Consider the following 15,041-nt stretch of genomic DNA (forward strand, 5'->3'; position numbering starts at 1 on the left):
TTATTGATTATTTCAGTGCAACAAGTGATACCGTAATATTGTCTGTTGCCCCTCTATCATCAGCATCTTCCACTAGGTAATCAGCAAATTCTTGGAACGGTTGTTTCTCTTGTTCACATTTATTTAGGTTGGATAATAATGCTTCATTTGGATAGATGTTATAAAAACCATCACTGCAGAGAAAGAAGAGATCATTTTCATCATATTTTCCTTCTGTTACAAAAAGAGAAAGCTGTTCATTTACTCCTAGGCATTGCATGAGTACATTTTTTTTGGGATGCTGCTCCGCTTCTTCAACTGTCAGCAAATTTTTTCTCACTTGGTCCATCACCCAGGAATGATCTTCTGTCAGTTGATTGATACTGTAATCCATTTCTTCTAATCTAGTGATCTGATAGATTCGACTGTCTCCTATATGAATAATTAAATATCTATCATTATAGAGAAACAGGATCGAAGCAGTAGAACCCATTCGTTTCCCCTGACGTTCCCCTTCTTCAAGCAATGTTTGATTCGCTTCTTTTAACAATTGCTCCATTTCTTGTTCTATTTTTGCTAATGGGTACGGTAATGGCAAAAAGATGGATGCCTTCTTTCGGTACCATTCATCAATTTTTGCAACAATGATACTGCTAGCCACATCACCTGCATGATAACCACCCATACCGTCCGCTACGACCGCGACTAATAAATGATTGCCTTTTCGATCCTTTTTTGAATTGAGATATGCATTATCTTCGTTGTTTTCTCTAACAGATCCTTTATGGGTGGATACCCCATAGCTCCATTTTTCTTTTTTTCGTAGCATTTGATTTAATCCTTTATTTAAAGTTTTCGGTAATGTTTGTTACTCGAATTCATAAATAGCAAGCTGATTTTTATTGGTTCTCTGCTTCGTCTGCATTGAATTTCCAACTTACATTTGTTGCATTGCTTTCTAAGGCACCAAAATTAAATACTAATTCATATGATTCTGATTGATCTTGTTCAAATACCATTTCTGTTTCTTTCGACTCACCCGGATGAATTTCTTCCTCATCAAGCATATTGACGGTGTCTAAGTCATAAATTATATCTTCACCTAATTCATTGTCATCAAACAACTTTACGCTGAGTAGGTCTTCTCCGACAATCACTGTATCTCCAATATTCCCCACTTCAAATTTAACTAATACGAACTCATCTAAATATGGTTCTCTTCCTTCTAATTCATCCAAAATTTCAAAGGACTGAACTGTTACTTCATAGTCACCCATAACACTTGTAACTTCTCCAGTTTCTCCTAGGCTTAAATACTCCTCGCTTGTTGATTCAGAATCTTCTGGTTCTTCTCCATCGGTTTCAGTTTTCTCTGATCCCTGTTCTTCCACCAATGTGTCTTCACTTTCAACTTCTTTATCTGATCCTTCCGAATTACATGCAGCTAGAATGAAAACTGCTAAAAGACTTGCGAAGATCGCTAAATGTTTTTTCATTGAAAACTCTCCCTAATTATTAACTTGCTTCATCTGTATCGAATCGCCAAGTTAAATTTGTTGCGTTTTTTTCTAGTGCACCATAATTAAAAGTTAGCTCATATGATTCGGAATCGTCATGATAAAAAACCATTTCTGCTTCTTTAGTTTCTCCCAGTTGAATTAGTAAACTGTTGTCCAACACTAACTTCAGCCATTATTTCATCCTCTATTAAAAGTATAGATGATTTTTGCCAATCTAATTTGATCCCCATCCTTCAATGGATAAGTTTTATAAGCAATCATCGACTCTTCATTAAGCTTACTACCGTTTTTGGAACCCAAATCCTTTACGATAAAGGATGTGCCATTATTGACTATTTCGATATGTGACCTTGATATCCCAACAGAATCCTCGACATAATTGACGCCATCGTTTTGTCTGCCAATGATAAAAGATTCACTGTTAATCGGAATAGATTCCATTTTTCCATTACGGTCAACTTTAAGATATGCTGTAGGCTCAGCTCCTTGTAAACTATCATCAAGGGCGACTGTAGATTCTGGCTGGGATAAAAGTGTTGTTTCATGATTCAAGTTTTGAAAGTAGTTAGCACTGTTTACTTCAGGCTTGTGCGGTTTTGCCGGTGGTGTGTCTTCCATGTTATCTACTTTTCTTGGGCTAATTTCATGGCTAGTTGTTACTTTTTTATCTTTTTTAAGGTTTTTATCCACCTTATTTTTCTTTGTTTTTTTACCTGTTGTTGAATAATTTATTTTTTTCGTAGCTTTGGGATAAACCATCAGGAAATAATAACCTATAGCTACAATAGCTATCGATAATCCAATACAAATATAGAAGATACCTTCAGTTGGAAAGGACATATACAATCTCCAGATAACCGCAATTCCAAGAAGAGCCAAACAACTAATAATAATAGGGCTAGGCGCTTTTCTTTCGATTGTTTCCTCGATAATTTCCTCTTTTTCGGTCTGCTTATTCGGTTCGTTTTTCTTAACCGGTTGTTTAGGTTTCGAAGGAGCTCTTTTTGGAGTAGCTTCGTTTTGCCTATTTGATTGCTGTTTACTAGTACTTGGAACTGTTGGTCTTGCGTAATCAATTCGTTTCATTTCAGGCTCAGATGGAGCAGACTGCGAAGGAACCGACTGCCGCGAAACATTTTTCCGCAGTGAATCCAATTTCTTCAACAAGTCGTCCAATTGGAAGTTAGATCCATTTAAATAACTTGTTAATTGCTGTACACCATCACCAGATAATTCTGTTACAGAACCGACTAATCGGAAGAACAACTCTCTATACTCCTGATGGAGATCAGGTTTTTGATTAATCTCTTTTAACGGTATGTAGGTTAAATAAAGTTGCTTTACATTATCTTCTACAAAAATAAAATCTTCGTGTAAGACATATTGCTGTTCATTTAACATCAATTCCTTGCTTGATTTAATTACTGATCCTATTTCATATAACAATTCATACAGATCATGCATGGTTAGCGAACTTTCTCTCACATAATGAGAAAGCATTTTTTTAGAAGAAATGTCAAAGTAGAATTTGACATTAAAATCGATTTCCTGAACTTCAAGAGGTAAGACATGATCGATACTGTTTGCACTCATCATGTTCACCTGAATTTTTGCTAACTCTTCACTATGAATTGGAGAAGGTTCCTCACGAAATATAGTCATAAAGTGACCCTGTTGTTGTTCAAAATCACATTTCAACCCATATATTGTTTCACTCATCATTGTTCACCCCGCTTTGAATTTCTATCTTTATTAAAAAAATCAAAAAGATGTTTTTACTTCATCATTTACTAGCATAATTGATAAGTTGTACAGAATCTGAACATTTTATCGTGAAGAGGACAATACACTTTTGGTAAACTATACCGCCCTTACTCTTCTGGTGCCTCTTCCGCTTCATCTGGGAATAAAATGAATTCTTTATCACCGTGCATCGAAATTCTGTAGAATTTAGATTCATTCACATCATAAATTATATCTCCTGTACTGACACCGTCTCCTTCATCCGTCAACTCTTCTTCCAGTTCTCCTGGTTCTCTGTTATATGTAGTACGTTTATCGTCCCTCGCAACAGAACTCAAGAAATTAACCCCATAAAAATAATCATCGATTAAATTTTCAATGGTAATGTTTACTACCAAGAAAAAGTCATTTGAAGGCTCTACTCCATCTATTTCGTCAGCAAAGTGAAAATGGTTTATTTTTTGGTTAATATGATCTTGTGAGGCTGAATCTTCGCTTTCATATTCTATTACTTCTCCTAAACGAACTGCATCCGGAAATGTTTCTAATGCTTCCGTTACAGCATCATCTGAATTGTTTCCCTCTGTATCTTCAGCTTCATCTTGTTCTTCCGTTTCTTTCTCTGCTTCATGTTCTTCTGGAACAGGTTCTTCCGTTTCTTCTTGTTCAACATTTGTTTCTTCATTACACGCCACAAGGATTATAAGCACTAAAAAAACGGTGATCAAAACTAATTTTCTCTTCAATTTCACCTCTCCTTTTTTTCTGGGTAGTTATATTAATACAAAAAGTATACAGAATACTTGATTTGAATTACTGTTTACTTGCCTCATCTAGTTCAAATTCCCATGATAAGGTAGTAGCTACATCATCCACTAAGCCAAAGTTGAATACTAATTCAAAGTAATCTGAGGGATCTGCGTAAAACACCATTTCTGTCTCAACTGTTTCTCCTGGTTGTATTTCTTCTTCAGTTAATTCATTAATGCCGTGGTGAAATAGGTTTCCTTGACTTAGTTCTTGATCATCAAATAACTTTGCTTTGTATATACTTTTTCCTTCAAAGGGTTCATTTCCTGTATTCTCTACTTTTAGGTGTACTAACACAAACATTTCCATCATCGATTCTTCCCCATTTACTTCATCTAAAATTTCGAAAGAATCGACTGTTATATTATAATCTCCAACCCCACTGGTTACTGCTCCTGTTTCACCTAGCTTTAATCCTTCATTATTGCTATTATCCTTATCTGTTGTTTCTCTTCCCTGTTCTTCCTGCTTCTCACTTTCTGAGTCATCATTTGTGGAAGATTCTTGTTCCGACGCATCACCGGTTGAGTCATTAATATCATTGTCCTCTTCATTCTCATTATTACAAGCAATTAGCAACATTGCTAGTAATACCCCTATAACAGTTAACTTCTTCATTTTCCATTCCTCTTTCCTATATTAAACTATTCAGATACTCACACAGTATATTTATTAGCATCTTTCATCTAGTATGGAAAATATGCTTCCTTTTCAAAGACATATTTTCCATACTGTGATTGACCATCAATTGCACCGATTAACTTTAAGCTATCTGCAATTCGCGGAACAAATATAAGATAGGCTGAAGTTTCGACACTCCTTCCACATATGTTTGCCTTTCAACAAGGTTTATCTCTGTATTTTTTCAATAACGTACACTATTCTTTTTAACCGTGCGTCTCTATTTTTCGTTTTATTCTTACCTTCCCAGATATTTATATATGTTTGGATAAGTTTGAATGAAAATAATATGTTAGTTATATGTAATATTTAATTTTGTGAAGAGGAAAGCCTCTCTTCACAAGAAACTCATTAGTTACTGGCATCCTCTACAAATAACTCATAAGTTACATTGGTTGCTACAGAATCTAACATTGCATAGTTAATATGCAATGTATATGAATTGGATTCAGTGTGAGAAAATATATATTCTCCTTCTTTTGTTTCACCTGGTTGAATTTCCTCATCTCCAAATACTTCTATTGAATCGTAATGATAAGCACTCTCTGCGCTCAGTTCTTCTGTATCAAAAATTGTAGCACCATATATTTCTTCTGCAACAATCGGTGAATCACCAATGTTCTCAACCTCAAATTGAACTAAAATATAGGTGTCTCTAGAAGGTTGACTCCCTTCAAATTCATCCAAAAGTTCAAATGAGTTAACGGTAATGTTATAATCCCCTACTACACTTTGAATTTCTGCTGTATCGCCAAGATTTAAATACTCTTCATCATTACTCTCATCATTCGAGGTTTCATTTTCAGTATTAGTTGACTCTTCCTCCGTTGCTTCTTCATCAGAATTACATGCGGCTAAACCAAGCAAAACTATTAAACTTGTAATGGCTAATATTATTTTCTTCATGCTCTAATTCTCCTTCATTTTCATCATTCTATTATTACCTTTCCATACATGTAGACATATCTAGAAAAGTAATAATAAAATATTTATTATTGATTGTTACATGAACATTATTTTGTGAAGAGGAGTGTCCCCCCTTCACATGTTATTAAAAATAGTACAAGGTAATGAGGACCCCTGGTATAACTGCATACATAAAAGGAAATTGTTTAATCTTTAAATCCATAAAACTTTCACGAGTATGCTTCGGTTCTTTCTTTAAAATTGTTAACAATCGGTAGTAACCTGGATACATGAGTTTTTTTAAAAATTTCAGCTTGAACACAATTAAAATAATTACACTTATGAGTCCAGCTACGAGTACTGAATAAAGGATACTGTATAAAGAAAATTCCATCCCTGCAATCGCACCAATACCGGCGAAAAGCTTCACATCGCCTGCGCTCAATGCTTTGAAGAGATATAATAAAATGAGTACGAAAATACTTACAGCAAGCCCTAGTAAGGTAAAGATAAGACCTCCAATTAGATCAGTAGCGACATGATATAGCACACCTACTAATACACCACTTACCGTTAACCAATTTGGAAGTTTGCTATAGCGTACATCTGTGTATAAGCCAATCAATAGATAAATAAACAGAATATAGAAATTTAATGCCATATGTAACAATTTCCTTTCCTATGATCCAACCCATGCTCTTTCTTTAGAATGTTTTTCAATAATGAAAGCTTCTTCGATAAATGGTATTGGTAAATCTAGTTCATACTCCGTAGTGAGTTCTACATATTTATCTCCACTACCTGTTAAGATATTAGGAATTACGACAGACGTAACTTTGATATTGTCCCTATTGACAATATTCATTTCTTCTTCTTTTTCCAAGTACATATTCACAACAGAGGTGAAGGCAGCGGCACCAGCTTCATCAAGGACAGCACCTGCTCCTTCTTTAATCGAATTGTAAGTTTCATTGCCTAGCGTATCTATTACTGTTTCTTCAATGTTACCGATATTTTCTTGTATACCTGGTACCAAATCCTGATAAATATCTGTCCCTTCGACAACTGTATGTACCTCATCTACAACTACTTCTGCAGGGTATAGTTGGGTTGCAACCTGTTTGGTAGCTTCTGAGGTTGCTCGATTGATTGCAATATCTACCAAGGCAAATTTAATCATATAGATTAGAAAAACTAAGAATAAGATAAAGAATGGCATAACAATTGCCGCTTCCAATGTAATGCTACCATCTTCTTTTCTAATAAGCCGCTTCATTCCCTCACCTCCTGTATCATAGATCAAATTATTAAATGTTTGTTAATCTTTAGTTTGGTATTAATCATTCGATGATTCTTCATCACGGACTGTGAGATTTACCACAAGGAAACAGTCATTATCCGGTTCGACACCATCAGTTTCCTCTGAATTACAATCTGCTAACATTAATACTGCTAAACGACTGTAAAACTCACCTCTTTTTAACTCGAGAAACTCTCTTCATTTATCTTCAGATACTTTCTATTCTTCAGTTGCCTCATCACGGAATAATATAATATATCCTCCGTTCACTTTAATGCGATAATAATCAGAGTCTTCGATATCAATAATTATATTACCTGTCGTTATACCGTCACCTTCATCAACAAATTCTTCTTCCAATTCACCGGATTCTCTCTGAAAAGTGCTTGTACTATCATCGTATCCTACTGGTTTTAAAAAATCTAAACCATATGCAAAATCGTCAATTAAGTTCTCAATTGTCATATTGACTATTATGAAATGGTCATTTTTAGGCTCTACTCCATCTATTTCATCTACTATTTTAAAAGAATTTACTATTTGATTAACATGATCATGAGCAATATCATTTCTTTCAAACTCTAATTCTTCTCCAATTCTTACATCATCCGGGTATCGTTCTAATGCTTTTTCTTTTACTGCTTCTATGTCACTTCCTGCTGATTCAGAATCATCTTTTTTCGACTCTTCTTCAGGTATCTCTTCTGTCTCTTCTTCCTCGCTTTCATTTTCCTCCGATGTCGTTGTTTCTTCCACAGATGTTTCTTCATTTTCCTCATCTTCATCTGATCCTTCTGAATTACATGCAGCTAAAATTAAAACTGCTAAAAGACTTGCGAAGATCGCTAAATATTTTTTCACTGAAAACTCTCCCTTTGTATGAAATATTTTATTATTACTTTTTAATACAGCTTATGTATATAGCAAAAAGTAAAAATAAAAGTAGTAAAGTGTTAGTCAACATTAATAGAAATACAGTTATCCATTTTTAGGTGAATGAATATAGTATCTATAAGGAGAGAATATTCTCTCCTTATATTTTTAAATTATTAACTTGCTTCATCTGCATCAAAACGCCAAGTTAAAATGGTTGCATTTGATTCCAATGCTCCGAAGTTGAAAACTAACTCATAGTAATCAGAATTATTTTGATCAAAGATCATTTCTGCTTCTACTGTTTCTCCAGGCTCTATTTCTTCTTCCGTTAACATTTTTACCGATTCAAAATCATAAAGATTTCCTTGACTTGAATCTTCATCATTAAACAACCTTCCATTATATACATCCTTACCAACAATAGGTGAGTCATCTATATTTGTCACCTCGAATTTTACTAATACAAGCACATCCATAAGTGATGGTTCTCCTTCAATCTCATCAATAATTTCAAAAGAATTAACAGTTATTTCATAGTTACCCAGGACACCGGTAACCTCACCAGTTTCTCCTAAACTTAAATATTCTTCGTTATTAATCTCTTCCCCTGACCCTTCATTATCATCCGCAGATTCGTCTTCTTCATCTTCTGTGTCTGCTGGTTCTGTTTCAGCATTCTCTTGGGATGTCTCATTGTCATTAGAATTATCATTTGTCTCTTGATCACTCTTATCATTAGAACTACAAGCTATTAATACAATCATTAATAACATTCCTATCAAACTTAAACGAAACATTTTCATTCTTCATTCTCCTTTGAGTCATATTTTTACTAATCATTTTCTATAAGCCATGAATATTCAATATTTTGATGTATTATACTTAATATGAAAAATGTGCTTCTTTTTCAAAAACGAATTTCCCATCATCTGACTGACCATCAATTGCTCCAACAAGGTTTAATGTATCAGCTATTTGTGGCAAAAATATTAGATTTTCAGAGGTTTTAACACTCCCTTGTACGTATGTTTGACGTTCTGCTAAACTCACGCCAGTATTTTTTTCAATAACAGCCATAATTCTTCTTAAGCGAGCATCACCACTTGGGTTTATAAATAGGAATAAACGTAAATAGTCTTTATACACTACAGGAAGTGCACGAGTTGAAGTTAATTCATCGTTAATTAAAGGAACACTATCTGATTTAGCTAAGTTGTTAGTATCTTCAATTGAACTTTTTAAAGCATAAGCCACTGCCGCAATAAATATTGCAAGAGGATGACCTGCTGATCGGACCTCTGTCTGCATAAAAGCATCGATAAATCTAATAGCAAACCGAAGTGCAAACAATTGGCCTAACGCCATTGAATAATTCATACCAACCTCATGTTGGCCGTATAGAATATATTCCACCTCACGATTTTCGAATAAATAATCATCCGAATTCGTAATACTTGTTGGCTCCGCACTTTCAAAATGTAATAATATATATTCATTTATATACAATCTATCTCTTGAAGAATTAAGTATGTTTCCAATACCATTAAAAATAGTATCAACTATATTCATGGCGCTTTTTCCACTATTACCGGCGTCTCCACTGAAATCTAGTTCAGGAACATCTTGATCGACGCCTTCAATAAACTCTTCATAATCATTTACCAAGTCTGCCAATTCAATATAAGCATCGCTATCTTCCTCGAGATTTCCTGCTAAATTTTCAATATCTCCAAAATCTCCTTCTGCTTCATCCCTTGATTCTTCAGCATCCTCCTCATGCTCTTCCATTGACTTTTCCTGGTCTTCCTCGAATTCTTTTCGATCATTGTCTAACTTGTCTGCACCTGAATCGACTTCGGTTCTACCGGTATTTATCATGTTTAACGCATCATTTTTTGCTTGTAGCACTGCTTGTACACTTGATGAGTCTATATCCGTCTTCAATTCTTCAAATAAGCTCGGTAAATCTTCTACATTAGTAATAGCCTCATCTGTTGCTTCAAGTATATGATCAAAAAATTCTGATTCATAAGGATAGTCGTCAAGCTTTGCACTAGTCTCTTCTATAGCCCCAGCAACATCATCAACAGAATCAGTACCTATGCCGCCTCTCGGAGGTTCTACGTGTTGCTCGGCCTCTCCATAATTTTCTTGTGCTTCATCATTAGCGTCATTTACAGCATTGGCTATATTCTCATTTAATTCTTTTGCTTCATCTATACTTTCTCTTATGTTTTTTAAAGAATCTACTATATCACTGGATAATGTATACATTTCCGATGCTTTTGCTTCCGCCTGCTCTTTAAAGATTTCACTATCTTCTCTTAACTGCTCTATTTCAGCTTCATTGTCTGAAAAGTTTTGATCATTTACTTCAAGTTGATTTTCTTTATCTTCTATTTCTTCTTCTAACTTTTCGATTTCCTCTTCTAACTCTTCAATTGTCATTGGTGGGTCAAGTTCTTCACCTGATTCAACCTTTTCCAAATCTTCTAATTCTGTACGCATTTCTTCTAATTGGTCTTGAATATCTTCATTACTTTCCTCTGTGGCTACATTTTCGTTTTCCAATTGACTTATATCGCTATCTGTTTGACTATATGTAGAATAATGATGTACAACATCCGTAAAAAAAGAGACATTTGGATAGTTACTATATTCATCATGTGTTAAATTTTCCCTAAAAAGAGAAATTTGCTCTTGAAGGCTTTCATATTCACCTTCAACTTCATCCAATAGTTCTTCCCTATCCTCAAAGTCATCTTGTATTTTTTCTGCAGTATCAACAAAAGCTGATGTTTCTTTTAATGCTGTTGTTAGGAATGAGAATTTTTCTATTAATTCCTTCACTACCTCAACGGGAGCCTTATATTTCATCTCTTCTAAAATTTGATGCTCTAAAATTTCTGGGTTAGCCAAAGCACGTGAAAAGTCAATTTCAGCACTTTCTACCTTAGGATTTATAAAGTTAAAAGTATCTTCATTAGAAGTGGCTTCAATATTCGCTTTCAGAAGATCTTCAAAATCTGATTCAACAGAGCTTTCATCTACCCCAAAAAGCCCATATTCTCTAAGGTCGTTTTCATATCCAGCCATTGCAGAACGGACTCCACTTTGTACAGCATATTCAGCCTGTTGTTCAGCGGACATAATTCGTGCATAGTCTATCAGTACAGCATTAAAAGCAAAAACAACTGCAATGATTAATAAAAAAAAGATTGTGACAGCACCTTTTGTATCATATTTTAATTTATTAAAAAATCGCCTCATACACTCACCTCTAAGTTAACCTCATAGCTATCGGTCTACGACTGCCCCTATTATCTCTTTACCGTAATGCACGATAAAATCCGTCGTCCGAATTAGTTCAACTGGATCCTTAATTGAAGCACTGGCTGTCACCTCAAAGTTATCGCTGACCACAAAACCTAGAAAGTCTGGGAAGTTTAAATTTCCTGAAACCGTAACATCTACTTTTCTATCAAAGCCCATACTATCTGCCCTAGAAACTACTACATTTCCACTCGTAAACATTTCACTACCTTCTGTATTTGCACGGGTTTCTTTTCTACCTGTTGCATCACTAGTCAAGCGATAGCTGAATATCTTACGAATAAATTCCTCACCTATATAATTACTGCGCCAATAAAGTCCATCTCCGCCATCCATGGTAGTATACTCATTTTCTGCGAATTCTCCAGTTTCAAAATCCTTATAGCTGTTATCCCATGTGAATGCAGTCCGCTCTGCTATCATCTGAGCCTTCTGATAAATAACAACTTTTTCGTAGATAACGAGACTGAACAGTATAAGGGCAATTGTTGATATGAATATAACAGGGAAAATGAGGGATGCCTCGATAGTGAACATCCCTTTATCATCCTTCTTGAGCATCTTCCACTTTTCATGTATTGAAAGGAACATAATGTAGTCCCCCTTCTTCTACCTAATTAGTTGTCTGTAGTTGGTGGAGTAACACTAATTCCATCAATGACTTCTTCTACCCAAGTAATAATTTGATTTCCAAATAGAATTGCAACTGCAACAAGTACTGCAACAATTAATAATAGCTCTAAAGTACCCATACCATCTTCTTCTGTCCACAGATTAGTTAAAAATCCTTTCATGTTCCCTCACCTCCTTTAAAGTGACTGACTTAGATGTATGCTTAAAAAATTCTTAACGCAGGATACGCAACAATAATGAGTACTGCGATAAAAATTAGCATCATTGGAAAAATGAGTTTGGAAGAAGCTTCTTCACCTCGTTTTTTCGAAATCGATTTACGCTTCTCCCACAAATCCCTTGAGATTTCCCTCAAGGATAATGATAATTGATTACCACCACGCTTATAATTTAATAATATTGTAGTGGTGAATATCGATACTTCTTGCACACCGCAACGTTTACTGAAATCCTCCATAACTCCATTGAAAGAATCCCCGTTTTTAATCTTCGTTACAGCATCAGTTAATTCTCTATATAAAGGATGGTCTATATCAGCTTTCATCATGGTACATCTGACAATTGCTTGCTGAACGGTTTCCCCAGCATTAACAAGTAACGCAATCTTACTTGCGAATTCTGGAAGTTCTATAATAATATCCTGTTTTCGTTTCTCCATTTTTTCGTCCAGTTTCTTCACTGAAACAATTGGAATAAGAATAGCCAGTACAACTGCGAATACAACAAATCTTGTATCGCCTCCATTTAATACTGCGAATAAGCTTCCACCAGCTAAACAAAGCAGTACAATCGATATCATTTGGGCCATGAACATCTTCGTATATTGAGGTACTTTTTTACCTGCTGAATACAGAATTGCTACCTTATGCTGAACTGGTGTGATATACGATGACAACCGTTCAAACAGGTTTGTACGATCAATTAACCATAAAGATGCTGGTGCCAAAAATAAAAACTGAAAATCTGCCTGGTTTTCTTCAATAAACAATTTATATTTAGAGCCAGCAAAAATGAAGCATATTATGACCAATCCAACAGCAACAGAGCAAAATATTCCGCTAATTAGCATATTTTACACCTCAATTTTCATTATTCGTTGAGAAATCCAGAAAGAGAAAGCAAGTAAGCTTAAACAGACTGTCATAACGATTGGACCGAATTCTGACCACTTATATAACGGCTCCATATAGTCACCAGAGAAATATGTTAGCATTGCTACGATTCCAATTGGGATTAGCGCCAAGGCATTCGATTCAAAGCGTTTTTGGGCAACCATTACCGAAATTTCCTGTTGGATTTCGAATTTCTCGCTGATCATATGTGCTGTTCTTCTGATAACTTCAACCAAATCGCCACCGGTTCGTTTACAGGTCACAAACACATCTGTAAAGTTTGTAATATCTTCAATACCTGTTCTTTCACTGAATTCCTCGAGCATTCTTTCAATTGGCTCCCGGTTTTCGAGCCGCTTGTTAATATGTTCAAATTCCTGAATGATCATGATTTTTTTTCCTGGATATAGTAAATATAAGTCATTCGTCACTTCCTTAAATGCATTCTCTATCGATCTTCCTGCTACAAGAGAGGAAGACAATGAAAAGAGTGCTTGCTGGAATTGACGGCTTAGTTCTGCTTTTCTCTTTTGAATGATTTGCTCTTTTCTCATCTTCGGGAAATATAGTCCGATGAGACAAAATAAAGCTGCCATTATGACATTTTGATAAAAGATAAATCCTATTGCAAATAACATCCCACATCCGACTATTGCCCAGAAAACAAATTCAATAGTGCTATATTGATAGGCGTTATAATTTGTCATGCCATGTTCATTAAATGGAGGCTCTTGTACTTTCTTTGTTTTCTTTTCCTTTGGTTGTTTCTCTTTGACTTTCGATTTTTGAATCGTAGCCTTTTTTTCCTCAGATTCATCCCTATTTTTATTCTTTTTTCGATCAAGGATTATAAATATAAGAATCGTAATGACTACTACTACCGCAGCAATAATAAAAATCTCGATCTAGATCACCCCTTTTCACAGCTTGATTCCTGACATTTCTAATTTGAGTCTGTTCTGTATAGTTTCACCTGTCGGTTTTAAAGAACCTATTACTCTATCAACCGGACCATCACCCTCTTCAACAAATTCATACAATGGTGATAGTTGGACTTCTCCATCTTCCACACCTATTACTTCACTGACAGCCACAACTTTTCTAGAGTGATCCCGTAACCTAGAAAGGTGGACCATAATATCAACTGCTGAACTAATTTGCTGGCGGATTACCGGTATCGGGAAATTGGCCCCACTTAATACCATTGTTTCCAGCCTACTCAACATATCCTCTATTGAGTTGGAGTGACCTGTTGAAAGTGAACCATCGTGGCCTGTATTCATTGCCTGGAGCATGTCTAAAGCTTCCACACCACGCACCTCACCAACAACAATACGGTCAGGACGCATCCGTAAAGAGGATTTGATTAAATCTCTTATGGTGATCTCCCCTTTACCTTCTGTGTTCGCATTACGTGTTTCCAAGCTGACAAGGTTAGGCACGCTCTTAATCTGTAATTCAGCAGAATCCTCGATCGTAATAATCCTTTCTGACTTTGGGATAAAGTTAGATAAAACATTTAAAAAGGTTGTCTTACCTGAACCAGTACCACCACTAATAAAGATATTATATTTAGCCAGAACGAGTTTTTTGAGAAAATCTGCAACTTCTTCAGAAATTGAATCTTTTTCGACTAAATCATTAATGGTTAAAGGTTTTTCTGGGAATTTCCGAATGGTCATTGTCGGACCTTTAAGTGCAATGGGTGGTAAAACCACATTCACACGTGAACCATCTTGCAAACGTGCATCGACAATTGGTGATGAAGCATTAACTGTACGGTTAACTCTTCCTACAATCATCTGAATAATATCCTCCAGTTTTTCGGAGCTTTCAAATTGCACATCACTCTTGAAAATCCGTCCATCTTGTTCAATAAAAATTTCATCATAACCATTAATCATAATCTCTGTTATGGAAGGATCATCAATTAATGGCTGGAGTACATCCAGGCCTCGAAATGCATTGTACGTTCTATCAATCATCCATTTCATTTGCATGGATGTTAATCTATGCTCATCCGCTTGCTGAAAAACATAGTGTTCAATATATTCATGCAATGCTTTGTCTTCCATGGTCTGTCTTTCATTTAACATATCACGGACATGAGCGATAATGGATTCTGTTAAATCATGATTTTGCTCCATC

At 35.3% G+C, this 15,041-nt stretch carries 17 protein-coding genes; all 17 read right to left on the reverse strand.

What is annotated here, in order from left to right; genetic code table 11:
- Window positions 1–7 precede the first annotated feature (7 nt).
- The gene (locus BM121_RS16665; protein ID WP_091484830.1) at window positions 8–808 is read right to left on the reverse strand and encodes a PP2C family protein-serine/threonine phosphatase; all 801 of its coding nucleotides are present in this window, start codon (window positions 806–808) and stop codon (window positions 8–10) included.
- Window positions 809–878: 70 nt separating this feature from the next.
- On the reverse strand, window positions 879–1,475 hold the full coding sequence (locus BM121_RS16670) for a DUF4352 domain-containing protein (protein WP_091484832.1): 597 nt from the start codon (window positions 1,473–1,475) through the stop codon (window positions 879–881).
- Window positions 1,476–1,494: 19 nt separating this feature from the next.
- The gene (locus BM121_RS22170) at window positions 1,495–1,656 is read right to left on the reverse strand and encodes a hypothetical protein (RefSeq protein WP_175495471.1); all 162 of its coding nucleotides are present in this window, start codon (window positions 1,654–1,656) and stop codon (window positions 1,495–1,497) included.
- Window positions 1,657–1,676: 20 nt separating this feature from the next.
- Window positions 1,677–3,218 (reverse strand): DUF6382 domain-containing protein, encoded by a 1,542-nt coding sequence (locus BM121_RS16675; RefSeq protein ID WP_175495472.1) that lies wholly within the window; start codon window positions 3,216–3,218, stop codon window positions 1,677–1,679.
- A 152-nt stretch (window positions 3,219–3,370) separates the two neighbouring features.
- Entirely contained in the window at window positions 3,371–3,988 is a 618-nt protein-coding gene (locus BM121_RS16680; RefSeq protein WP_091484835.1) for a hypothetical protein, read from the reverse strand.
- A 67-nt stretch (window positions 3,989–4,055) separates the two neighbouring features.
- Window positions 4,056–4,670, reverse strand: coding sequence for a DUF4352 domain-containing protein (locus tag BM121_RS16685; RefSeq protein WP_091484836.1), 615 nt, complete (start codon window positions 4,668–4,670; stop codon window positions 4,056–4,058).
- A gap of 414 nt (window positions 4,671–5,084) precedes the next feature.
- Complete coding sequence (locus BM121_RS16690; protein WP_091484838.1) at window positions 5,085–5,639, reverse strand: DUF4352 domain-containing protein; 555 nt, start codon at window positions 5,637–5,639, stop codon at window positions 5,085–5,087.
- A 145-nt stretch (window positions 5,640–5,784) separates the two neighbouring features.
- Window positions 5,785–6,300, reverse strand: a complete 516-nt coding sequence (locus BM121_RS16695; RefSeq protein ID WP_091484839.1) for an A24 family peptidase — start codon at window positions 6,298–6,300, stop codon at window positions 5,785–5,787.
- Window positions 6,301–6,318: 18 nt separating this feature from the next.
- Complete coding sequence (locus BM121_RS16700) at window positions 6,319–6,915, reverse strand: TadE/TadG family type IV pilus assembly protein (RefSeq protein WP_091484841.1); 597 nt, start codon at window positions 6,913–6,915, stop codon at window positions 6,319–6,321.
- Window positions 6,916–7,158: 243 nt separating this feature from the next.
- Window positions 7,159–7,800, reverse strand: coding sequence for a hypothetical protein (locus tag BM121_RS16705; RefSeq protein WP_091484843.1), 642 nt, complete (start codon window positions 7,798–7,800; stop codon window positions 7,159–7,161).
- A 188-nt stretch (window positions 7,801–7,988) separates the two neighbouring features.
- A complete protein-coding gene (locus tag BM121_RS16710; RefSeq protein WP_091484844.1) occupies window positions 7,989–8,618 on the reverse strand; it encodes a DUF4352 domain-containing protein in 630 nt (209 codons plus the stop codon).
- A gap of 79 nt (window positions 8,619–8,697) precedes the next feature.
- A complete protein-coding gene (locus BM121_RS16715; protein WP_091484846.1) occupies window positions 8,698–11,085 on the reverse strand; it encodes a DUF5702 domain-containing protein in 2,388 nt (795 codons plus the stop codon).
- A gap of 27 nt (window positions 11,086–11,112) precedes the next feature.
- Window positions 11,113–11,739, reverse strand: coding sequence for a hypothetical protein (locus tag BM121_RS16720; protein ID WP_091484848.1), 627 nt, complete (start codon window positions 11,737–11,739; stop codon window positions 11,113–11,115).
- Window positions 11,740–11,765: 26 nt separating this feature from the next.
- A complete protein-coding gene (locus tag BM121_RS16725) occupies window positions 11,766–11,942 on the reverse strand; it encodes a Flp1 family type IVb pilin (protein ID WP_091484850.1) in 177 nt (58 codons plus the stop codon).
- A 41-nt stretch (window positions 11,943–11,983) separates the two neighbouring features.
- On the reverse strand, window positions 11,984–12,850 hold the full coding sequence (locus BM121_RS16730) for a type II secretion system F family protein (RefSeq protein WP_091484851.1): 867 nt from the start codon (window positions 12,848–12,850) through the stop codon (window positions 11,984–11,986).
- Window positions 12,851–12,853: 3 nt separating this feature from the next.
- Window positions 12,854–13,600 carry a type II secretion system F family protein gene (locus BM121_RS16735; RefSeq protein WP_091484853.1) on the reverse strand — a complete coding sequence of 249 codons (747 nt, stop codon included), beginning with the start codon at window positions 13,598–13,600 and terminating at the stop codon, window positions 12,854–12,856.
- A 213-nt stretch (window positions 13,601–13,813) separates the two neighbouring features.
- Complete coding sequence (locus tag BM121_RS16740) at window positions 13,814–15,040, reverse strand: TadA family conjugal transfer-associated ATPase (RefSeq protein WP_091484854.1); 1,227 nt, start codon at window positions 15,038–15,040, stop codon at window positions 13,814–13,816.
- Window position 15,041 lies beyond the last annotated feature (1 nt).

The sequence above is a fragment of the Gracilibacillus orientalis genome (genome assembly GCF_900114645.1).
GTDB classification, from domain to species: domain Bacteria; phylum Bacillota; class Bacilli; order Bacillales; family Amphibacillaceae; genus Gracilibacillus; species Gracilibacillus orientalis.